We start from the raw sequence: 21,191 nt of genomic DNA, 5'->3' as shown, positions 1-21,191 counted from the left end.
GAAGTGATTTTGGCAATCAGTATCTTTTCACTATTGAGTTTAGCCATGTACCAGGTATTGCAAGTGACATTGAGAACGACGTCAAATGTGATCAGTCATTTAGATGAACTTGAAGATATAAGAAATTCTATTTATATCATAGAGAATGATTTAACTCATGCGATAGTAAGAACGCCAAAAGAGATCACTAATAATGGTCCTATCGATTTCTTTGTTGGTAAATCAGGAGGTGTATCCAATACTATTGAAATAGTGAGGAATAATAAACTTAATGTAAATAGTGTCGGTTATTACTATCAGTTGGAAAAAGTAGGATATAAGATTAATAATAAAAGTTTAGAGAGAATTCGCGCAATTAATGTTGATGATGCGTTATTTTATCCTCAGAGATCAGGTGAAGTGATAAAAGAACGAATATTAACAGGAGTGAAAAGCATAAAGTTTAGGTTTTTCTCAAAAGGTAAATGGCAAGATTACTGGAATGAATTTAGTAAACATCCGATGGCAATTGAAATTATTATAGATCTGGATAAGTATGGTGAAATTAATAAAATAATCATGATGAATGGCAGTGATTAAATGTTAATTAAGAAACAATCAGGTATTTCACTGATCTTTGTTTTAATTATAATTTCTCTTATGAGTTCAGCCTTGATGAAGGTGAATGATGTTTGGAGTAGATTCTTTTATTTTCACAAAAGAGTGTTGGAGATAAATAAAGAAAAGGAATGGTTATTAAGTGTGCAAGGCATTGCTATGAAAAAAATAAATATGAGTGCTGAGAGTGATGAAGTATTGATTGTGAATGAAAAAATAATAGTGGGTGGTACTGCATTAAATTTATCAATTATTTCTATTACAGAGTGTTTTAATATAAACGCATTTTATACTTTGAGATACAAAGCTAAGATAGATAGGGAGAAATTAGACTATATAGCTAAAAAACTTGGCGTTGACGAGAAAGTTTGGGAAGAAAGCTCAAAATATCTTATAGATATTCTGGGGCGAAATAATGTGGAACATAAAATTAAAAATTTTGATAAAAATAGAGTCTGTTATTTACCTGATGATAAAGTCCATATAAATATAAACTCCATAAATGAAAGCCATGTTGAACTTATATTCATATTGTTACTCTCCAAGGTGCCAAAAGATAACATAATCAACGTAATAAAAAGTAAACCGGATGGAGGTTGGGTAGGAGTCGATGAATTTATAAACCTGTTATTCACTGGAATTAACTCTACTATCAGAAATGAGTTATCTTCATATTTCCGTGATATGCTATCCATAGAACATAAATATCTAATGTCTATTATTAAGCTAGATAATGACGTTGGGAATTATAAGTTGATTACATTGTATAAAATTCAAAGTGGTCGAGCTACGCTAATACAAAAAAGGTATGAATTAAGGGGGTGAGATGCGGAACTATAATTAAAAATAGATAGCATTTGCGCCGATTGTTAAATGAGTTTGAGGCTTTGCTCATATTCAGAATTTTTATATTCCGAAAGCATGATTTTTTCTGTTTACAATAATAAATTATTGTCTGTGATATTGAGTTTAACAAACTGTTGGTAATAGTTGTTGTTGGTTTTTTCTCAAGAGTAAATATAAGATAGCCGACGCTATAGCTGTAGGCAATCTCGATTAGTTAGCTCTTAATTAAACGTTCTTTTTTAAAAGTAAAACCTATTTTTCTTTAACAATAGCTGAGGGGGGCGAGATAACTTTTGAGATCAACGCTCTTGCCACTTTTTGCTTAAGATATTTGGCCAAAACGCCGACACCAGTGGTACCTGCATCTCGAATGGCATCATTTGCTGTTGGTGTCGGGATATAGGCTGGGTTGGCCCCTGATGCTATCAATTATATATCTTGTTCACTGTCAAAACTGTCTGCCAGCACAATTGTGACTATCTCACTTGTTAATCTTATGATTGTATATATTTCACCCTGACGTTAGGATTCAAACCTGCGAGCCATTATTCCTGTTACATTATGGCCTACATTTGAGCGTTTCCTTCGTTCGGCTTGTTCGTCTTCAGATACGTCTGAAGGAATAGCCCTTGTTTGATAGAGTTCACCCCTGGGATTCGGTGTTCATCAATAAGTGTTCACGATTCTTTAGTATTACTATTTAATCTCTCTGAAAGAGAAGGCGAATTGGAAAACTCTTCAACTATCTCTCCTTCAAATTATAATTCCGGGTGTTCAATCCATGAAATGTTTTCGCGGATTCTTGGTATCGTTGCTGATATTCGTAGCTGTTTAATGTTGGCTCATAAATATCTGACGGGAGAAATTGAGCAGCCTTTGGATCTGTCCCTATTCCATCAAAACGAACCATTTACTTCTAAAGATCTACCGACATATTAATTATGTCTTTTTAGGCGTTCACCATGCAAAAAGCCCGATTCACTGAGCACCAGAGCATTGCCGTTCTGAAGTCCGTCGAAGCCGGACGCACCGTTAAGGATGCCTGCCGCGCAGCTGGGGTTTCTGAAGCCTCAGACTACAACTGGAGAGCCAAGCAAGTTGGGATGCGAGCCTCTGATATGAAAAAGATGAAAGATCTTGAGGATAAAATCATCTTCTGAAACAGATGGTTGCAGATCTGAGTCTGGAATGCTGAGCGCTATCCCCGCTATGTTATCGTAATCCGACTCCGCTGCCACGCCGGGAGTACTCAATCAGAGCGGGTCTATCGATTTTATGCACGACGAGTTGGTGTGCGATCGACGTTTTCGGCGCTTCAAGGTAAAGGATGATGTTAACCGTGCAGCTCTGGCTATCGAAATTGACCTGACTATCCAAGCGCAGCGTGCTGTCCGCGAGCTGGACAGGATAGAGGAAAACCGTGGATATCCGCTGAAGATGCGGATGGATAATGGGTTGGAACTGATATCACTGGCTTTGCACAATGGGCTGAAGACCCATGGTGTGCGGCTAGAATTCATCAAACCGGGTAAGCCGACACTGAACGCGTTTATCGGATGTTTTACGTTTTAACAAGACGTACTGGACCGAAATACTGGATTTTGCCTATTTAGAACGTTGAATGAAGCACGGGAAATGACGGATCGCTGGCTGAATATAACATTGAGCGGCCCCATGCATCCCCGGATAATCTGACACCAAAAGCATACCGGCTGATGGCCGATAAACTGGAAATTTCAAAAAGAATGTGGAACTGAAGCGAGGATACTTACATGAGAATCGCCGATGTTTTTGTGTGATATATGATGTAAAAATCTATTTTTCGGATTTCTATATTGAATTTTGCGCTTATGTGGTGTTTTATAGTTTATTGATTTTTTGTTAGAACATTCATGGATTGATATTTTTAGGGGTTGTGTAGTTATTTCAATGCCATACTGAAACTTCTATTGCTATGGGACAGGTCCAAGCAGGCCGACAAAGCGGCATGGATGTTGAAACGGAGGACTAATGGATAGGATTTTTATTGGAGATATCACTTTTACCCCTAAGATTAGAGCGGTTGAACACGATGGGAATGAGGTAAAACTTAGAAATAAAGAGTCCGAAGTTCTTGCTCTATTGTGTGATAATTATCCAGACCCTGTCTCTCGTGAGCAAATAGAAAAGACAATCTGGACTGATAGCTATGTTACGGACAATACCTTGACGCAAACTATCAGTAACCTGCGCAATGCGCTAAATGATAAAAAACATGAATTAATTATTACTATACCAAAAAAAGGATATTGTTTAGGTTTGGAGCCTAAACGGGTATTTTATAACGCTGATGAAAATGAATTAACTCCTACAGTGCTAGAGGTAATTAATGACGACGCTCAATTAATTTCTCGTAATGTAAGAAAGCCTTTCCAGTTAACACAGTTATTGCTTGTTGTACTTTCTTTTAGCGCGGCTTTTTATTTTTCATTTGTTTTCTTCTTTAATGAATACCAGATTAACATCTTCAAAGTAAAGTATCAGGATTTGCCTATACTTATTAATCTGGATGAAAAGAAAGACGCGGATTTTTTAAAGCTTTATCGTAAGCATCCTAACCTTATGTTGAAAAAAAATAGTGACGGAAGCTATAACGTTTGTGGGCGAGTGGACGGTGAGTTTTTATGTACAAGAAAATAATTGGTTTTTGTGTTCTATCTGCATTTTTGGGTGGGATTATTGGTAGTAGCTTTGGTTTTCTGTATGCCTACTTCAATCCCATGAGAGAAATAGAGGGGTATTGGGAAGTAAACCAGTTAATTAAAACACCATTAGACCAGTACCATCTTAATGCCAGAGTTACCATTTTGGGTCGTGAGATTACTACCTCTGCTGATATTTATGATGATCATGCAAGCTTTAAAGTTAATCGGGAAATGTTGTTTAGAGTTTTAGATATCAAGATGAATATCTTTAATGGAAAAGTAGTCTCTATGGTTCCTGAAGAGAGCAATGATGAAGAGCTAAATAATTTACTCAAAGCGCCTTATGTAATAAGTTATCCTCTATTTTTCTTGTTGGATTGTAATACGGTTATTATGGAGCAATCCCAAGGTCATCCTTTGGGAACGGCAAGACTATTGGAACGAGTCAATAATATTAACTGCAAAAAAACCTGAATCTTTCTTTTATATTTATAGATTGTATGATTTTTTTTTCGTATATAAGTGGCGATTTAAACAGTGGGTTATGGGGCGGGTAAAAAGTGATATGCGTTTTACCAAAAAATTATTCTATATTCTTAAAGTTGCGCAAAAATAAGTTGTCTGGTTGATTGTCAAAATAAATGAATCAACCAGACTCGTAATATCTCTAAGGTATAGCTTCATTTAACATCTGAGTCCATCCCGCTGGATCTCCAAGATATTGTCCAGCATTAATAATCTGCATTTCGCCCTTTTCATTTTGTAGAATAAAGGTCGGGAAACCTTGGCCATGTACCTTAGCCAAAAAAGCTCTGCTATTAGCAATATGCTGAGCCGTCGCCGTGCTTAAGGTTTCCTGAAATACTGGGCTAAATGACTGTACATCTAAACCTAGTTCTGTAGCTAACTCGATCAACACTGGCGTATCTGCGATCCGACGACCTTCAAAATAATGTGCGTGCTGAATACGGTGCAACATATCTAAACCGCGTTCTGCGATTATTTCTGCCGTAAGAATAGCGGTAATTGGTGGAGCCGAATCTAGTATGGCTGAAGTATCTTTCAGCAACCCATCGAAATAGCGATCGCCAAATGGCTGTCCGGTCAGTCCTGAAATGCGCTGGTCGTGAGGCATAACATAACTACGCCACTCTGCATTTATCTGACGGCGGTTTTCTCCAGTCATCATTCCACCTCCGTGGAAACTGATGGAAAGCCCTGGTATGGCCTGCGCCGCTTTTACCAGTGGGGCGGCGCCGTAGCACCATCCGCACAGTGGATCGAAAATGTAGTGTAATGTGGTACCGGACATATTTATTTCCTCGTGAATGCTTTAAATGCTGCAGCTCTGATAGATGGCAATTATTGTGGCCATTTCATTTCACCTTTCAGCACCTTCGCACTTAATTCCAAGCTAGATTCATCTTTAAGATTTGGATAATGTTTTTTCATCGCCGAAATCAATTCCGCTGAATCTTTTGCTTTCGGAATTTCAGCATTTAGCGTTGTCAGGTATTTTTGTGTGAAATTCACTGATTCCAATGTTTGCGGCGCATCACCCAGGAAATGACCAGGTACTACGGTAACGGGTTTTAATGCCTTAATCGCATCCAGTGTTTTTAACCAATTATCGCGAGATTCCACAGTTTGATTATCGGCGGCCCACAGGTGAATATCCCCGGAAACCGCCACGCCACCCACAACGGCTTTCAGTGCTGGAATCCATACGAAAGTACGCTCTGGCGATGGGCCATCTAAACCTTCTACGCTAATTTTTTCACCGTCAACGGTGAAGCTATTGCCTACTAACGGTTGAGGTACAATGACAGTTTTTGGTGCATTATCTTTCAGAATCCCGCTCCAATACGCAATTTTACCGTCTTTTGTTTCTTTAATTTCTTCGATAGTTTGCGGTGTTGCGATCACTTTTGCTTGAGGGAAAGCTTTGGTGATGACATCAAGGCCGAAGTAGAAATCAGGATCAGATTGGCTGATATAAATGGTGGTCAACTTTTTGCCACTATCTTTGATTTTCTTAATCAGTGCTTCTGCATCATTACGTTGGAACTGAGCATCAATCAATACAACCTCAGTTTTTCCACTGATAATTTCAGAAGAAACAGGGAAAATACTTTTCTCGCCAGGGTTATACACTTCCATTTTCAGCGGTTCCGCTGCAACGGCGGTGGAAATAGCCCCGAAAGTTGCAATGCTGGCAAAAGTCATCTGTAAAAGGGTTTTAGTAAACATATTAGTCATCCTATTGGCTGTTAGCTGCTGGGTACGGGAATAATAATAAATTGCATATCACGCAATAAAAACCGGATAATGAGCAATTGTTTGTTGCTTAAATAGGACTAATTATGGATAGAGTAACGGCCGCTGAAGTATTTGTAGCCATCGTCGATCGGGGCAGTATGATTGCTGCCGCAGAAGCGCTAGAGATGTCCCGAGCGATGGTGACACGCTATCTGGCGCAGATGGAGCAATGGGCTGGTGCCAGATTATTGCATCGGACAACGCGTAAACTTAGTTTAACTCACGCGGGAGAAACCACTCTGGAGCGTTGCCGGAAAATGCTGGCTTTGGCTAATGAAATGGATCTGGTTGATGGGGGCGAAAGCGATGTATTGCGTGGATTACTCAGGATCAGTTGTTCCCAATCCTTAGCTCAAACTGCGCTAGGCATTGCTGTCGCGGCATTTTTGCAGCGTTACCCTCAGGTTGCTATTGATTTACAGATGAATAACCGCGCTATCAATTTGGTTGAGGAACGAATAGATCTGGCCATCCGCATCACCAATGAATTAGATCCTAATTTAATTGCTCGTCCGCTTTCTACCTGTTATTCCGTAGTCTGTGCTGCTCCTTCCTATCTGAAAAATAAGGGAATTCCCCAGACTCCCCAGGATTTGGCTCTGCACAATTGTCTGACCTATTCTTATTTTGGCAAAAGTTTGTGGCATTTCGATCAGGAGGGGATTAAATCTTCGGTACCGGTTAGCGGCAACCTGAGCGCTAATGAGTCGGTTGTCCTGCTCAGCGGAGCTTTGGAAGGCGTAGGAATTACTCTTCAGCCCAGTTATTCGGCTATGCCACATATTATCGCTGGTGATTTAGTCCAGCTATTGCCAGATTACCAACCTCAGGCGATGGGCATTTATGGTATTTATACTTCGCGGCGACAGATGCCTACAACGCTAAGAACTCTGCTGGACTTCTTAATTGAGTGGTTTGCGACCAGTGAACAATGGCAAGGCATGATGAAATGAATCGAGTTAGTAACCTTCTCGAACATATTTATATTCAGGTTCAGAGGAAAGCGTTATTACTATCTTCATATAGTTAACCTAGGATCTCTTTTTCAAACCTGATTGATTTCGCTTAACTCTGGTTTTTCTATTTGCATTCATGTTACTTCTGTTTCGCAGGATGAGAAAATAAATACTTGAAATTTATAAGGTTATATTGATGAGCCTACACTCGCTCCCACTTATTCTGTCATTCTTTTCGACTCAATAACCCGTCGGTTTTTTAGGCCGAGCATAAGATCTTTACATTGTTAATCCGTCCGCGTAACGGCTGAGGGATATTTTTGACTGGGAGTTTTTGTATGCCTGTTTCGCTACTGGCACTGGCGTTAAGTGCTTTTGCTATAGGTACGACCGAGTTTGTTATTATGGGGTTATTACCGGAGGTGGCCGGTGATTTACATATTTCTATACCAACAGCTGGGTGGTTAATTAGTGGTTATGCTCTGGGCGTAGCCATTGGCGCGCCTATTATGGCGGTACTAACGGCAAAATTGCCGCGTAAAAAGACGCTATTGTTGCTAATGGTTATTTTTATAATTGGCAACGTTATGTGCGCTTTAGCGTTCAGCTACGATTTTTTGATGCTGGCTCGCATTATTACTGCGTTATGTCACGGTGCTTTCTTCGGTATTGGTGCCGTCGTAGCGGCCAATTTGGTGCCGCCTAATCGCCGGGCTTCCGCGGTAGCATTAATGTTCACCGGACTAACGCTGGCTAATGTGTTGGGCGTACCGCTGGGAACAGCGTTGGGGCAGGCATTTGGCTGGCAATCGACTTTCTGGGTTGTGGCCGCGATTGGGCTGTTATCATTGTTCGCCCTATATGCCAAACTCCCTGATTCTAAAGATGAAATACCTACGGATTTATGCAAAGAAATCGCTGCGTTGCGCGGGGCGGGAATTTGGCTTTCACTGATGATGACAGTGTTATTCGCCGCCTCTATGTTTGCTCTGTTCACTTATATCGCACCGTTATTGACTGAGGTAACCAAGGTTTCCGCCTCTGGCGTCAGTTGGACGCTATTACTGATGGGATTAGGTTTAACTCTTGGGAATATCGTTGGTGGTCGTTTAGCAGACTGGCGCTTGTCAGTGAGTTTGACCATGACCTTTTTGCTGATTGCCGTATTCTCTGCCTTATTTAGCTGGAGCAGTTATTCATTGCTAGCAGCAGAACTGACTTTGTTCTTATGGTCTGCGGCGGCATTTTCTGCCGTGCCAGCGTTACAAATCAACGTTGTCGCTTATGGGAAAAAAGCACCTAATCTGGTTTCTACTCTGAATATTGCTGCTTTTAACGTGGGTAACGCATTAGGTGCCTGGGTCGGCGGTGTGGTTATTGCACAAGGCTTAGGATTAAATGCAGTGCCTTTAGCTGCTGCATTGCTTGCACTGCTTGGGCTGTTCTTGTGCCTTTATACTTTCCGGCGTTCGCGACTCGCTGGTGTTAACCAAGTTAGCGGGTAATGACGTTGGTCAGACGTGTCTTAAAGCGTGTTACCTGCTGTTTTAGATGAGCAATAAAAGTGTCGACTAATTCGGAAGAGGGGCGGTGCAATGGCCGAACTAGACTAACCGTGAAAGGAACCTCGACGCTAAAGGGGCGCACGCAAACGCCTTGCCCATGATGGCTTGCCGCATAATCGAGTGCGGTAAGCGGATTCACGATAGACACGCCGACGCCTTCTCGTACCATTGAACAAACTGATGCTGCGCTGTGGGTTTCCATCACTAAACGGCGACTAATTCCTTCTTCATTAAACAAATTATCCAGCAATTGTCGGTAGCTATCGGTTACCGACAGGCTGATAAAATTCTCACCGTTGAAATCCTGCGGTGTTAACACCTTTTTGCTTTGCAATGGATGGTCCGCAGGCAAAACGCAAACCTCATTGAGCGTCATTAATGTATATCGTTGGGTTCCCGCAGGCGTTTGTGTATTTTCGGTCAGACCTAAATCATGATGTTGAGCCGATAACCATTCTTCCAACAACGGCGATTCCTGCGGTATTACATTCAAGCTCACTTCCGGGTAACGATCGATAAAAGGCTTACACACCGCCGGTAGTAGTGATTGTGAAAAAACGGGTAAACAGGCAATTGAGAGCTGCGCCTGTTGGAACTGGCGAATACTGTCCGCGGCTTGCACAATGCGGTCTAAACCGTAATAAGAGCGCTGTACCTCTTCGAAAAGTCTTAATCCTTGCGCCGTTGGGTAGAGCCGACCGCGTACACGATCAAAAAGCTTAAGTTGAATTAACTGTTCAAAACGAGCCAGTTCGCGGCTTACCGTTGGCTGTGAGGTTTGTAAGAGAGCTGCGGCCTCCGTCAAATTGCCAGTTGTCATAACACCATGAAAAATCTCTATTTGTCGTAATGAAATAGCGGGCATTATTCGCTCCTGTGCACCGGCGATTTGATCTGTTTCAACGCATTCATGCTATATCATAAATGAATAGACTGTGCGTAAATAGATATTTTGAATGCCAAAGTGAATGACTAATAATGAGTTAGCCAATAAATTAATCAGAATAGATTTACCCAAAAGGAAACCCTATGCCGCTCTCTCTGACTGATACTTCCTCCGCCCTGAATGCCGAAAACCTGCTGGCATTACCTGCGCGCTTCGGATGCCCGGTTTGGGCTTATGACGGAGATATTATTGCACAACGTATCAATCAGTTGCGTAATTTTGATGTGATACGCTTTGCGCAGAAAGCGTGTTCGAATATTCATATTCTACGTTTAATGCGTGAGCAGGGTGTTAAGGTCGACTCCGTTTCATTAGGGGAAATTGAAAGAGCTTTGTTAGCCGGTTTTCAGCCGGGCCAAGAGCCTGCAGAGATTGTATTTACCGCTGATTTATTGGATCAGACGACTCTGCTGCGTGTTGTCGAGTTAGATATACCGGTTAACGCTGGATCAATTGATATGCTAACTCAGCTTGGTGAGCATGCACCGGGGCATCCCGTATGGCTCCGGGTAAACCCCGGATTTGGCCACGGGCACAGTCAGAAAACTAATACCGGTGGAGAGAACAGCAAACACGGTATCTGGCATCAAGATCTGCCTGCGGCGATAGCCGAAATCCAAAAATACTCGTTAAAGCTGGTTGGCATTCATATGCATATTGGTTCTGGTGTTGATTATCAACATTTGGAACAAGTCTGTGCTGCTATGGTACGTCAGGTAATCGAATTGGATCAGGATATCAGCGCGATATCTGCCGGCGGGGGCTTATCCATTCCCTACCAATATGGGGAGGATATTATCGATACCGAACATTATTACGGCCTATGGAATAAAGCCAGACAGCAAATCGCTGAACATTTAGGCCACCCAATTAGCCTTGAGATTGAGCCTGGCCGTTTTCTTGTTGCTGAATCAGGCGTTCTGGTTGCACAGGTTAGGGCGGTAAAAAATATGGGTAGCCGTCATTATGTATTAGTCGATGCTGGTTTTAACGATCTGATGCGACCCGCCATGTACGGTAGTTATCACCATATTTCGTTATTACCTGCCGATGGCAGAGATATTACCAATGAGCCTTTGATTGATTCGGTGATTGCCGGACCATTGTGTGAATCTGGTGACGTATTTACTCAGCAAGCTGGCGGTGGGCTGGAAACCAGAGCTTTGGCCCGGGCTGTAATAGGTGATTATTTGGTGTTCCATGATACCGGGGCATATGGTGCGTCGATGTCTTCCAATTACAACAGTCGCCCATTGCTGCCAGAAGTTTTGTTTGAAAATGGGAAACCGAGATTGATTCGCCGCCGCCAAACTATCGAAGAACTGGTTGCCTTGGAAATGCTTTAAAGATTGGCGAAGACTGATGCTTAGGCTGCCGTTGGCGGTCTGAGCCTTGCGTTGCAAACCCCCACTCCCTTTCCCTGCATGATTCTGCCCTGATATTTTTGAATACCCGCGCTGTTGATGATAGAGCCTTAAATTGCTCAGGTATTCTCCGTCACGAATGTGAGTTAGCCGCTTTGTATTTCTCAATCCAATGATTTTAAACATTAATACCTCCATTCTCGTCCTGTGAAATATGAGGTTGGCCAAGTTTTAAAGCAGAATGAAGCATTTTTTATCCCAAGGGAAATGTCAGGATAAAGAATGCGAAACGCCTCGCATCTTGGCGAATAAGGTATGGCGAGCGGTTTTGTCTAACAGTAACTTAGGGTTTATAGGGGCCGGGAGAGACAGATTCGCGAATTTTTAACTCGCCGATGAAAGGTGATAAGGGATTAACGCTTTTGCCATCGATTAATTTTAAAGCTTGAGTTATCGCAGCCTCGATCATCGCGTCAATAGGCAGGTATACGGTGGACAGCGCCGGCTGCAGATAGGCTGCGCTGGGTTCATCGTCAAAACCGAATAGCGATACATCTTGGGGCATTTTCTTTCCAGCTTGATTAAGTGCTTTCATAGCACCTATTGCCATATCGTCATTGCTGGCAAAAAGAGCGGTGAAATGCCGATTATGATGCAGTAATTCATGACAGGCGGAATAGCCGCTGGCCACGTTGCTGTCGCCCTGAACAACCAGCGAATCATTACAAGGAATATCATGAACGGCCAGTGCCTGACGATAACCAGACAGACGGGATAGCGCAGTCGGCGTATTAATAGGGCCAGTGATACAGGCAATATCTCTGTGACCCTGCTGGATCAGATAACTAACGGCGTTAAAAGCGGCCTGTTGCTGCTCAAAGAATACACACCTCTCACGCGCTTGAGGTAAATCGCGATTAACCACCATAAGCGGAGTGGGTAGGCTGGTAAGTAACGCCATCAGGTCAGCCTCAGCCATAAAACGCGTATAGAGAATGATGGCGTCACAGCGCCTGTCTGCCAACAGCCGGACGGCTTGACGCTCTCCTTCTGGTGTATCGTGGCCATCAGTTACGATCAGGTGTTTGCCGCTGGCTTCGGTGAGCGTGGCTGCTTGATGTAGCAGGCGACCAAAGTAAGGGCCGTTAAAATTGGAAACCACCAGGCCAATGCTGTTTGAGCTTCTATTCGCTAAAGATTGGGCTAAAAAGTTAGGGCGATAGCCAAGTTCGTCCATTGCTTTGAAAACCGCAGCCCGGGTGCTTTCTTTCACTTGCCCAGTGCCGTTTAATACGCGAGAAACCGTCGCTTTTGAAACGCCAGCACGTATAGAGACATCTAGCATAGTAATCATTAAGCACTAACCTCTTAGCCAGTCTGATATCCAGGGCGCGCAGTTTAACATAATAGGGATAAGTGCAGGTTACTCCGTATGTTCTGTACGATTTGGCGGATTGGTCACCGAGTGCCGACGAACCAGCGTTGGGCTGAACATGTTGGTGATTTCAGGGAGTGGGGTCTGGTTAGCCAGAGCCAAAGCCAGCTCTGCTGCCTGAGTTGCCATCGCAACTACCGGGTAGCGAATAGTGGTAAGGCGAGGGCGTAAATAACGAGAGATCAGAACATCATCAAAACCAATAAGAGAGATTTCCTGTGGTACATCAATGCTGTTATCGCTAAGTACTGATAAAGCACCAGCGGCCATTGAATCGTTGTAGCAGGTTATTGCAGTGATTTGCTTGCCGCGACCTAATAACTCGGTCATTGCCTGCTCGCCGCCCAGTTCATCTGGTGTGCCATAAGCGATCAGTTTTTCATCCACGGGAATATCATGCTCGTTTAGCGCATCCAGATAGCCCTGAAGACGGTCAATAGCGTCTGAAATCTGGTGGTTTGAACAGATAATTCCAATGCGTTTATGACCTTGCTGAATAAGGTGACGGGTTGCCAGCCAGGCACCGTAACGATCGTCAAGAGCGACACAGCGTGTTTCATATCCTGCCAGTGTCCGATTGATTAAAACCATTCCGGGAATTTGTTTCATCAATGAAACAAGCTCTTCATCGGGCAGCTTTTTCGCATGTACTACTAATGCGGCACAGCGATGGCGAATCAACTGCTCAATGGCTTGCCGTTCTTTATCGGCATTATGGTAACCGTTACCAATTAGCAGGAAATTCCCTGTGGCATAGGCAATTTGCTCAACAGCCTTGACCATTGCACCAAAAAAGGGGTCCGAAACATCGGAAACGATGAGGCCAACGGTTTCTGTTGATTGTTGTGCAAGAGCTCTGGCATTGGCATTTGGGTGATACTGTAGCTGTTCCATTGCGCTTAAAACCGCCGCGCGGGAACTTTCACTGGCTTTGGGGGATTGGTTGATTACGCGTGAAACTGTAGCAACAGACACGCCTGCCAGTTTGGCAACATCCTTAATAGTGGCCATTTCTTTTCCATAAACTTTTAGGGTAATCGCTTACATCCTTCAGTTTTGCGGAAAAAAATGCTTCTCGCAAGGGGGAGAGATCGCAACTTGGCCAGATAAAACCAAATAAAACGGAAAAGAGAGCATTTTCTATTGCGACTTAAGGTGAGTACCGGAAGGTTAGGCAAAATAGAACTTGTTTAGCTTAATTAGTTCGTTGAACTAGCTAGCTGGCGAAGGTATTTTCATCTGCAGGTTTATCTATTTTACTGATCTATATGAGAGCGCCATGACCATTACTCGTTACCCGCAGCTTGCTCATTGGGGCGCTTATACCGCCGTGGTTGAAGACGGAAAACTCATTCGTTGTGAACCTTTTGTAGAAGATCCCGATCCTTCGCCGCTATTAAACTCTATCGTACCTATGGTTTATTCCGATAAACGCATCCGAAAACCGGCGGTACGCCGTTCATGGTTGCAGAAACGAGAGGGAAGCGATCGTACCTTACGCGGGCGGGAAGATTTCGTTGAGGTAGATTGGGATGTTGCGCTGGATCTGGTTGCGGAAGAAAACCGCCGAGTCAGAGAGCAATATGGCCCGTCTGGCCTATTTACCGGTTCTTATGGCTGGTCTTCCGCAGGGCGAGTACACCACGCTCGTTCGCTAGTTCGGCGTTTTTACTTTAGCGGCGGTGGCGGCGTTGACCAAATGGGTAATTACAGTTGGGGTGCGGCTCAGTTTTTCCTGCCCTACGTCATTGGAACGTTTAGCCCACTGACTGGACGAGTGACTTCCTGGCCAAGTGTGGTGGAACACTGCGAGATTTTTATCGCTTTTGGCGGTTTAGCGTTAAAAAATGCGCAGGTATCATCCGGTGGTGCTGCGGAGCACTCTCTCAAGCCCTGGCTGGAAAAACTGGTGAGAAAAGGCACTCCGGTCGTGAATATCAGCCCTATGCGTGATGATTGCCCGGAATTCGTAAATGCGGAATGGATACCCATTCGTCCGAATACTGATGTCGCGCTGATGCTGGGGCTGGCCTATGAAATTCAGCGCCGTGGTGCTGAAGACAAGGCTTTCCTTCTTAGTCACTGCGTTGGCTACCAGCAGTTGGCGGAGTATATTCGCGGCACTCATGACGGTGTAGCCAAAACTCCGGAGTGGGCCAGCCAGATTACTGGTATTCCTGCCGATCGCATTGCAAAACTTGCACTGCAATTGATTGGTGTACGTAGTTTTATCACTTGTTCTTATTCCATCCAGCGCGCTCATCGAGGTGAGCAACCTTACTGGATGATGATTGCGCTATCGGCGATGTTGGGGCAAATCGGCTTACCCGGCGGCGGATTTTCTTTCGGGCACGGCTCAATGAATGGCGTTGGGAACCCGCGTATAGATACACCGGCACCGACTATGTCGGTGGGTAAAAATCCGTCCGGGCTGGCAATTCCGGTTGCCAGAATTTGCGATATGCTGCTTCAACCGGGGCAGAGTTACTCATTTCAAGGGGAAACCCATACCTACCCCGATATACACTTAGTGCACTGGGCGGGAGGAAACCCTTTCCATCATCATCAGCAACTGAATCGGCTAGTGAAAGGGTGGCAAAAGCCAGATACCGTTATTGTGCAGGATATCTGGTGGACGCCAGCGGCTAAAATGGCGGATATCGTGCTACCCATCACCAGCTCTCTGGAACGCAATGATATTGGTGGTTCCTCGCGCGATCGTTATGTTTTAGCCATGCATCAGGCGATAGCTCCGCAGCATCAGGCGCGAAACGATTTTGATGTTTTTGCTGATTTAGCCGAACGTTTAGGTTATCGGGAAGCTTTCACTGAAAATCGGGATGAAATGGCGTGGATCGCGCATATCTATCAACAGTGCGGTGTAGCGCAGCGTGCCGAAGGCGTGGAATGGCCGGACTTTGAGGATTTCTGGCGGCAGGGCTATGTTGGCTTGCCTGCCCCGCAGAAAGAGTTCGTTTTCTTCGATGAGTTCCGTTCGAATCCTCAGGCGCATCCCTTACAGACACCCAGCGGTAAAATAGAATTGTTCAGTGAGAAAATTGCGGGCTATCAATATGAAGATTTTGGTCCTCACGCTGAATGGAAACCGCCGGTAGAGTGGTTGGGCAGTGTCGATGCTGAAAAATGGCCATTGCATTTGATCTCAATCCAGCCAGCGGATCGGCTACACAGCCAGCTTGATCCCGCGCCGCTGGCGCAATCAAACAAAACTGCCGGACACGAAACCTTATTTATGCATCCAGATGATGCCGCTACACGAACTATTACCGAAGGTATGGAAGTGCTGGTTAGCAACGCTCGCGGCAGTTGTCTGGCCGGTGTGAGCATTACGGACGGTGTGACGAGAGGCGTCGTTTTGATGGCGACTGGAGCCTGGTTTGATCCCGGTTTTGGCCAACAGCGGCATCAGATAGAGCAGTCTGGAAACCCGAATGTATTAACTTTGGATATAGGAACGTCACCACTAACGCAGGGCCCAAATGCAATGAGCTGTTTGGTGGAGGTCAGAGCGTTATAATAATGGCGCAATTGGCAGGGATACAGTTGATGAGAAGCCGGTAACTTCAGCCTTAAATATGGCCGTAGTTACATGAATTAACAGCATATATCTTGTTTCTGACAAAGTTCATTGCTGGTTACACTTTGCGCGTAAATATTGCGATTATTTGCTGGCTGAGCTTTGGGTTAAGTCGGTACAGTTGATATCCCAGAGGTATTAATTGGTGAGTAATCAACATACGCTGTGTGTTAGAGCCAGTTTTTTATTTACACCGACCTACGTAGATACGTAGGTTTTTTTTTTATTCTTTTTTCCATGCAGATTCTCTTACGTTGGTTAGCGGAATAAATGCTGTGATTATAGTATTCTGCATTTATCTGACTCATCGACTGATAGAGAAATGGATATGATTCTCCGCTTACTGCGCGCCCTTTTTCGTCGACTGTTTCGCGTCACCATTGAAGGTATCGGCGATCAGTTCTCCCATCAAAAAATTCTGATTACTCCCAATCATGTTTCATTTCTCGATGGAATATTATTGGCGTTGTTCTTACCGATAAAACCTGTGTTTGCCGTGTATTCCAGCGTGACGGAAAGTTGGTATATGCGTTGGCTAAAGTCTTACGTAGATTTCGTACCACTAGATCCAGCAAAACCTATGTCGATCAAGCAGTTAGTAAGAATGGTCGAGCAGGGAAAACCCGTCGTCATTTTCCCAGAAGGCCGGATTACCGTGACCGGTTCATTGATGAAGATTTATGATGGTGCGGCCTTTATTGCGGCGAAATCAGGTGCGACAGTTATTCCCGTGCGTTTAGAGGGGCCTGAGTTGAGTCACTTTGGCCGCCTGGGGGGGATATTAAAGCTTCAATGGTTCCCCAAAATCAGTATTTACGTCCTGCCAGCAACCCAATTACCGATGCCTGAGGCACCCAGAGCCAAAGAACGCCGAATACTGGCAGGAGAAAAGCTTCATGAGATTATGATGGCGGCACGTATGGCTATAATCCCACGTGAAACGCTGTTCGAAGCTTTGCTGTCTGCCAGAGATCGTTATGGTCGCCATAAGCCGTGTATCGAAGATATCGCTTTTAAAGAAGATAGTTATCAGACGTTATTAAAGAAATCCTTGGGAGTGAGCCGGATATTACAACGTTTTACCGAATCGGGTGAGCGAGTCGGTATGCTTTTGCCTAACGCAACTATTACCGCCGCGGCTATTTTCGGTGCTTCACTGAGTGGGCGTATTCCGGCTTTACTTAATTACACTTCCGGCGCTAAAGGGCTGAAAAGTGCCATGACTGCGGCCAGCCTGAAAACCATTGTGACGTCGCGCCAGTTCCTTGAGAAAGGGAAGCTAACTCATTTACCTGAACAGGTGAGCGAGGCCCATTGGGTCTATCTGGAGGATTTAAAGGATACGGTTAGTCTGACGGATAAACTCTGGATTCTATTCCATCTCTTTCTCCCTCGTCGCGCTATGGTGGCTCAGAAAGCGGAAGATGCAGCGCTGATTCTGTTCACTTCAGGTTCGGAAGGCCATCCCAAAGGTGTTGTGCATTCTCACGGAAGTTTACTTGCCAACGTCGAGCAAATTCGCACTATTGCTGATTTTACGCCTCGAGATCGCTTTATGTCGTCATTGCCGTTGTTCCACGCTTTTGGTCTAACGGTTGGATTATTCACGCCATTAATGACTGGTAGTCGGGTATTTCTCTATCCTAGCCCGCTGCATTATCGGGTCGTGCCAGAACTGGTCTATGATCGAAACTGTACCGTGTTGTTTGGTACTTCGACTTTTCTTGGTAATTACGCTCGTTTTGCTCATCCTTATGATTTCGCCCGCTTGCGCTATGTGGTTGCTGGCGCAGAGAAATTGGCGGAAGGAACCAAACAGATTTGGCAGGATAAATTCGGTATTCGCATCCTTGAAGGCTACGGCGTAACGGAATGCGCGCCGGTGGTGGCGATTAATGTGCCAATGGCGGCTAAAGTCGGTACGGTTGGGCGAATTTTGCCGACGATGGAAGCTCGATTGATCAAAGTTCCTGGAATTGAACAGGGTGGCCGCTTGCAATTGCGCGGCCCAAATATTATGAAAGGTTATCTGCGCGTTGAAAAACCTGATGTGCTGGAGCCACCGGTAGCGGAAAATGCTGATGGAGAGCTACAGAACGGTTGGTATGACACCGGTGATATCGTCTCAATAGATGAAAAAGGATTTTGCACTATTCGTGGCCGAATGAAACGTTTTGCTAAGCTAGCAGGGGAAATGGTGTCTCTGGAAAGCGTTGAACAGCTGGCACTGCGGGTTTCTCCTGATTATCAACACGCGGCTGCGGCAAAATCCGATAGTGGGAAAGGAGAGGCATTGGTGTTGTTCACAACGGATAGCAATATGACGCGTGAACGTTTATCCGCCGCGGCGCGGGAAAGTGGCGTTCCAGAGTTAGCCGTTCCGCGCGATATTCGCCCGTTGAAAGCTTTGCCGTTACTAGGCAGCGGTAAACCCGATTTTGTCACTCTGGCTAAAATGGCGGAGCACCCGGAGATGGAAGCATGACCCAGCACGGGGCAACAGATGATAAGCCATTATTATCTCGCGGAATGATGGCCGTTTTGGCGGCGCAGTTTTTTTCGGCCTTTGGTGATAACGCGCTGTTATTCGTTACGTTGGCAGTGATTAAGCAGCAGCTTTATCCCGATTGGAGCCAGCCGATTTTACAAATGGCCTTTGTCGCGACTTATATCATTTTGGCACCCTTTGTCGGTCAGTTCGCCGATAGTTTTGCCAAAGGACGAGTCATGATGACCGCTAATGCTCTGAAATTAGCGGGGGCGTTAGCCATCTGTTTTGGCTTGAATCCGTTCTTCGGTTATAGCTTGGTTGGGATTGGTGCTGCGGCTTATTCACCAGCTAAATACGGTATCCTGGGAGAAATTACTTCCGGCGATCAATTGGTGAAAGCCAACGGTTTAATGGAGGCTTCAACCATTGCCGCAATTTTGATTGGCTCGGTGGCTGGAGGAATGTTAGCGGACTGGAATCTGAGTATCGCTTTAGGCGTGTGTGCGCTGGTTTACGCCGCTGCGGTGGTCGCTAACCTGTTTATTCCTCGTCTTTCCGCCGCCCGTCGTGGACAATCTTGGCGTCCGACAGTGATGAGTCGTCGCTTTTTTGCCGCTTGTAAGACGCTGTGGCGAGATGGGGAAACGCGTTTCTCGCTGGTCGGAACCAGCCTTTTTTGGGGGGCGGGAGTCACTTTGCGTTTTCTACTGGTACTTTGGGTTCCGGTGGCATTGGGGATCATTGATAACGCGACGCCGACGATCCTTAACGCAACGGTAGCGGTGGGGATTGTGATCGGCGCAGCGGCGGCAGCGCGCTTTGTTACACTGAAAACGGTCAGACGCTGTATGCCTGCCGGGGTTTTGATCGGCGTTGCGGTAGCGGCATTCTCTTTGCAACAGAGTATGCCGATGGCTTATTTATTACTGGTGACGATCGGGATTCTCGGCGGCTTCTTTGTGGTTCCTCTTAATGCATTGCTGCAAGAGCGTGGAAAACACAGCGTGGGCGCAGGCAATGCCATTGCGGTACAGAATTTAGGTGAAAATACCGCGATGTTATTGATGCTGGCGCTGTATTCTCTGGTAATCAAACTGGGTGCACCGGTGGTGGCCGTAGGCATTGGGTTCGGTGTCATCTTCGCTTTGGCTATAGCGTCACTGTGGGTATGGCAGTGGTGGCAAAAACGACGCTGATATAATTATATAATTTTATATAGAAAAGGCCGTCCAATGTGACGGCCTTTTTGCATTTAGCGACCACTGCTACAGTTAAGGTGCGGGGAAAGTATAACGAGTGTGAATTTCTTCCAGACCTTGCAAAACTTCTTCATCCAGAATCAGATGCAGGCTATCCAGATTGCTTTTCAACTGTGGCAACGTGGTTGCACCAAGCAGCGTGCTGGCGACAAACGGTTGTTGACGAACAAAAGCCAACGCCATTTGAGCTGGGTCCAGTCCGTGTTTTTTAGCCAGCGCCACGTATTCGGCTATGGCTAACTGTGCCTGCGGCGAAGAGTAGCGAGTAAAGCGGCTAAATAGCGTATTACGTGCCTGAGGTGGTTTGGCGCCGTTCAGATACTTACCGCTAAGCGTGCCGAATGCCAGGCTGGAGTAAGCCAGTAACTCTACACCTTCGTGCTGACTGATTTCAGCCAGACCTACCTCAAAGCTGCGATTTAACAAACTGTAAGGGTTTTGGATAGAAACGATTCGCGGCAGGTCGTGCTTTTCTGCTAATTGCAGATAGCGCATCACACCCCAAGGGGTTTCATTAGACACGCCGATATAGCGGATTTTACCTGCGCGGACTTGTTCTGCCAGTGCCTCCAGCGTTTCTAGCAGTGTGACCGTGGCGGTTTCCTGCGCGTAGCGGTAATTCAGTTTGCCAAAGCAGTTGGTTTCCCGCTGTGGCCAATGTAATTGATAGAGATCGAGATAATCGGTATTGAGGCGTTTAAGGCTGGCATCTAGCGCAATGCGGATATTTTTGCGATCCAATGCCATCGCAGGGCGAATGGGTTGATCGTTTCCACGTGACGGGCCAGAAACCTTGCTTGCCAGGATCACTTTTTCGCGACAACCGCGGGCTTTAAGCCAGCTACCTATATATTGCTCGGTCAGTCCCTGAGTTTCAGGTTTGGGCGGTACTGGGTACATCTCGGCGGTATCGATTAGGTTAACACCTGCCGAGATGGCGTAATCCAGTTGAGCGTGGGCATCGGCTTCGCTGTTTTGCTCACCAAAGGTCATGGTGCCCAGACCCAGCAGGCTTACTTCTAAAGAACTGTGGGGGATACGGTGATATTGCATTGCCGACCTTCCTTAATGTCCGAAATTACCAGGCGAAAATAAAACGGCCTTATCCGACTATATCGAAGCCGTAGATAC

Annotated in this window: 16 protein-coding genes and 1 pseudogene; 11 read left to right on the top strand and 6 right to left on the bottom strand. The window is 45.3% G+C overall.

Going from position 1 to position 21,191, the window contains the following annotated elements; all coding sequences use genetic code 11:
* Positions 1–45 precede the first annotated feature (45 nt).
* The 5 genes and pseudogenes from PL78_RS08960 (at position 46) to PL78_RS08935 (ending at position 4,601) form a co-directional block, all read left to right on the top strand.
* Positions 46–579, top strand: coding sequence for a type II secretion system protein GspJ (locus tag PL78_RS08960; protein ID WP_235601017.1), 534 nt, complete (start codon positions 46–48; stop codon positions 577–579).
* Positions 580–1,422: a hypothetical protein gene (locus PL78_RS08955; RefSeq protein WP_064514871.1), complete on the top strand. Its 843-nt coding sequence runs from the start codon at positions 580–582 to the stop codon at positions 1,420–1,422.
* Positions 1,423–2,405: 983 nt separating this feature from the next.
* A pseudogene (locus tag PL78_RS19960) lies at positions 2,406–3,200 on the top strand (transposase).
* 253 nt (positions 3,201–3,453) lie between these two features.
* Positions 3,454–4,122: a winged helix-turn-helix domain-containing protein gene (locus PL78_RS08940; protein ID WP_064514867.1), complete on the top strand. Its 669-nt coding sequence runs from the start codon at positions 3,454–3,456 to the stop codon at positions 4,120–4,122.
* Positions 4,107–4,601, top strand: coding sequence for a hypothetical protein (locus tag PL78_RS08935; RefSeq protein ID WP_064514865.1), 495 nt, complete (start codon positions 4,107–4,109; stop codon positions 4,599–4,601). Before PL78_RS08940 ends, PL78_RS08935 begins: the two co-directional genes overlap by 16 nt.
* A gap of 193 nt (positions 4,602–4,794) precedes the next feature.
* On the opposite strand, the gene PL78_RS08930 is transcribed toward PL78_RS08935, so the two are convergent.
* Together PL78_RS08930 and PL78_RS08925 are read right to left on the bottom strand one after the other, a co-directional pair.
* The gene (locus PL78_RS08930; protein WP_064514863.1) at positions 4,795–5,439 is read right to left on the bottom strand and encodes a DsbA family protein; all 645 of its coding nucleotides are present in this window, start codon (positions 5,437–5,439) and stop codon (positions 4,795–4,797) included.
* Positions 5,440–5,489: 50 nt separating this feature from the next.
* Complete coding sequence (locus PL78_RS08925) at positions 5,490–6,377, bottom strand: MBL fold metallo-hydrolase (RefSeq protein WP_064514862.1); 888 nt, start codon at positions 6,375–6,377, stop codon at positions 5,490–5,492.
* 113 nt (positions 6,378–6,490) lie between these two features.
* Here PL78_RS08925 and PL78_RS08920 point away from each other — a divergent pair, with 113 nt between their 5' ends.
* Together PL78_RS08920 and PL78_RS08915 are read left to right on the top strand one after the other, a co-directional pair.
* Entirely contained in the window at positions 6,491–7,399 is a 909-nt protein-coding gene (locus PL78_RS08920) for a LysR family transcriptional regulator (protein ID WP_064514860.1), read from the top strand.
* Positions 7,400–7,740: 341 nt separating this feature from the next.
* The gene (locus tag PL78_RS08915; RefSeq protein ID WP_064514858.1) at positions 7,741–8,907 is read left to right on the top strand and encodes an MFS transporter; all 1,167 of its coding nucleotides are present in this window, start codon (positions 7,741–7,743) and stop codon (positions 8,905–8,907) included.
* On the opposite strand, the gene PL78_RS08910 is transcribed toward PL78_RS08915, so the two are convergent.
* Entirely contained in the window at positions 8,897–9,832 is a 936-nt protein-coding gene (locus PL78_RS08910) for a LysR family transcriptional regulator (protein WP_064514856.1), read from the bottom strand. The two genes, PL78_RS08915 and PL78_RS08910, sit on opposite strands and share 11 nt — an antisense overlap.
* A 164-nt stretch (positions 9,833–9,996) precedes the next feature.
* On the opposite strand from PL78_RS08910, the gene lysA reads away from it, so the two are divergent.
* Positions 9,997–11,259: a diaminopimelate decarboxylase gene (gene lysA / locus PL78_RS08905; RefSeq protein WP_064514854.1), complete on the top strand. Its 1,263-nt coding sequence runs from the start codon at positions 9,997–9,999 to the stop codon at positions 11,257–11,259.
* Positions 11,260–11,620: 361 nt separating this feature from the next.
* On the opposite strand, the gene PL78_RS08900 is transcribed toward lysA, so the two are convergent.
* Together PL78_RS08900 and galR are read right to left on the bottom strand one after the other, a co-directional pair.
* Entirely contained in the window at positions 11,621–12,631 is a 1,011-nt protein-coding gene (locus tag PL78_RS08900; protein WP_064514852.1) for a LacI family DNA-binding transcriptional regulator, read from the bottom strand.
* 69 nt (positions 12,632–12,700) lie between these two features.
* Entirely contained in the window at positions 12,701–13,723 is a 1,023-nt protein-coding gene (gene galR / locus PL78_RS08895; protein WP_064514851.1) for an HTH-type transcriptional regulator GalR, read from the bottom strand.
* Between the two features lie 268 nt (positions 13,724–13,991).
* Here galR and PL78_RS08890 point away from each other — a divergent pair, with 268 nt between their 5' ends.
* The 3 genes from PL78_RS08890 (at position 13,992) to lplT (ending at position 19,997) form a co-directional block, all read left to right on the top strand.
* Complete coding sequence (locus PL78_RS08890; RefSeq protein ID WP_064514849.1) at positions 13,992–16,250, top strand: molybdopterin guanine dinucleotide-containing S/N-oxide reductase; 2,259 nt, start codon at positions 13,992–13,994, stop codon at positions 16,248–16,250.
* Positions 16,251–16,638: 388 nt separating this feature from the next.
* On the top strand, positions 16,639–18,795 hold the full coding sequence (aas, locus tag PL78_RS08885; RefSeq protein WP_064518343.1) for a bifunctional acyl-ACP--phospholipid O-acyltransferase/long-chain-fatty-acid--ACP ligase: 2,157 nt from the start codon (positions 16,639–16,641) through the stop codon (positions 18,793–18,795).
* A complete protein-coding gene (lplT, locus tag PL78_RS08880) occupies positions 18,792–19,997 on the top strand; it encodes a lysophospholipid transporter LplT (RefSeq protein WP_064514847.1) in 1,206 nt (401 codons plus the stop codon). The genes aas and lplT overlap by 4 nt, the downstream gene beginning before the upstream one ends.
* Before the next feature lie 75 nt (positions 19,998–20,072).
* Here the strand turns inward: lplT and PL78_RS08875 are convergent, their stop codons facing one another.
* Positions 20,073–21,113, bottom strand: a complete 1,041-nt coding sequence (locus tag PL78_RS08875; protein WP_064514845.1) for an NADP(H)-dependent aldo-keto reductase — start codon at positions 21,111–21,113, stop codon at positions 20,073–20,075.
* Positions 21,114–21,191: the final 78 nt, after the last annotated feature.

It is taken from the genome of Yersinia entomophaga (genome assembly GCF_001656035.1).
Lineage (GTDB): Bacteria > Pseudomonadota > Gammaproteobacteria > Enterobacterales > Enterobacteriaceae > Yersinia > Yersinia entomophaga.
The sequence above is the reverse complement of the archived record's forward strand: the minus strand, read 5'-3'. Positions and strand labels throughout refer to the sequence as shown.

What these genes read in the sequence shown, in the direction of transcription:
- galR (WP_064514851.1), bottom strand. Translation starts at nt 13,723, where the DNA reads ATGGCCACTATTAAGGATGTTGCCAAACTGGCAGGCGTGTCTGTTGCT.
- PL78_RS08960 (WP_235601017.1), top strand. Translation starts at nt 46, where the DNA reads ATGTACCAGGTATTGCAAGTGACATTGAGAACGACGTCAAATGTGATC.
- PL78_RS08910 (WP_064514856.1), bottom strand. Translation starts at nt 9,832, where the DNA reads ATGCCCGCTATTTCATTACGACAAATAGAGATTTTTCATGGTGTTATG.
- PL78_RS08935 (WP_064514865.1), top strand. Translation starts at nt 4,107, where the DNA reads ATGTACAAGAAAATAATTGGTTTTTGTGTTCTATCTGCATTTTTGGGT.
- PL78_RS08890 (WP_064514849.1), top strand. Translation starts at nt 13,992, where the DNA reads ATGACCATTACTCGTTACCCGCAGCTTGCTCATTGGGGCGCTTATACC.
- PL78_RS08900 (WP_064514852.1), bottom strand. Translation starts at nt 12,631, where the DNA reads ATGATTACTATGCTAGATGTCTCTATACGTGCTGGCGTTTCAAAAGCG.
- aas (WP_064518343.1), top strand. Translation starts at nt 16,639, where the DNA reads ATGATTCTCCGCTTACTGCGCGCCCTTTTTCGTCGACTGTTTCGCGTC.
- PL78_RS08875 (WP_064514845.1), bottom strand. Translation starts at nt 21,113, where the DNA reads ATGCAATATCACCGTATCCCCCACAGTTCTTTAGAAGTAAGCCTGCTG.
- PL78_RS08930 (WP_064514863.1), bottom strand. Translation starts at nt 5,439, where the DNA reads ATGTCCGGTACCACATTACACTACATTTTCGATCCACTGTGCGGATGG.
- PL78_RS08915 (WP_064514858.1), top strand. Translation starts at nt 7,741, where the DNA reads ATGCCTGTTTCGCTACTGGCACTGGCGTTAAGTGCTTTTGCTATAGGT.
- lplT (WP_064514847.1), top strand. Translation starts at nt 18,792, where the DNA reads ATGACCCAGCACGGGGCAACAGATGATAAGCCATTATTATCTCGCGGA.
- PL78_RS08955 (WP_064514871.1), top strand. Translation starts at nt 580, where the DNA reads ATGTTAATTAAGAAACAATCAGGTATTTCACTGATCTTTGTTTTAATT.
- PL78_RS08920 (WP_064514860.1), top strand. Translation starts at nt 6,491, where the DNA reads ATGGATAGAGTAACGGCCGCTGAAGTATTTGTAGCCATCGTCGATCGG.
- lysA (WP_064514854.1), top strand. Translation starts at nt 9,997, where the DNA reads ATGCCGCTCTCTCTGACTGATACTTCCTCCGCCCTGAATGCCGAAAAC.
- PL78_RS08925 (WP_064514862.1), bottom strand. Translation starts at nt 6,377, where the DNA reads ATGTTTACTAAAACCCTTTTACAGATGACTTTTGCCAGCATTGCAACT.
- PL78_RS08940 (WP_064514867.1), top strand. Translation starts at nt 3,454, where the DNA reads ATGGATAGGATTTTTATTGGAGATATCACTTTTACCCCTAAGATTAGA.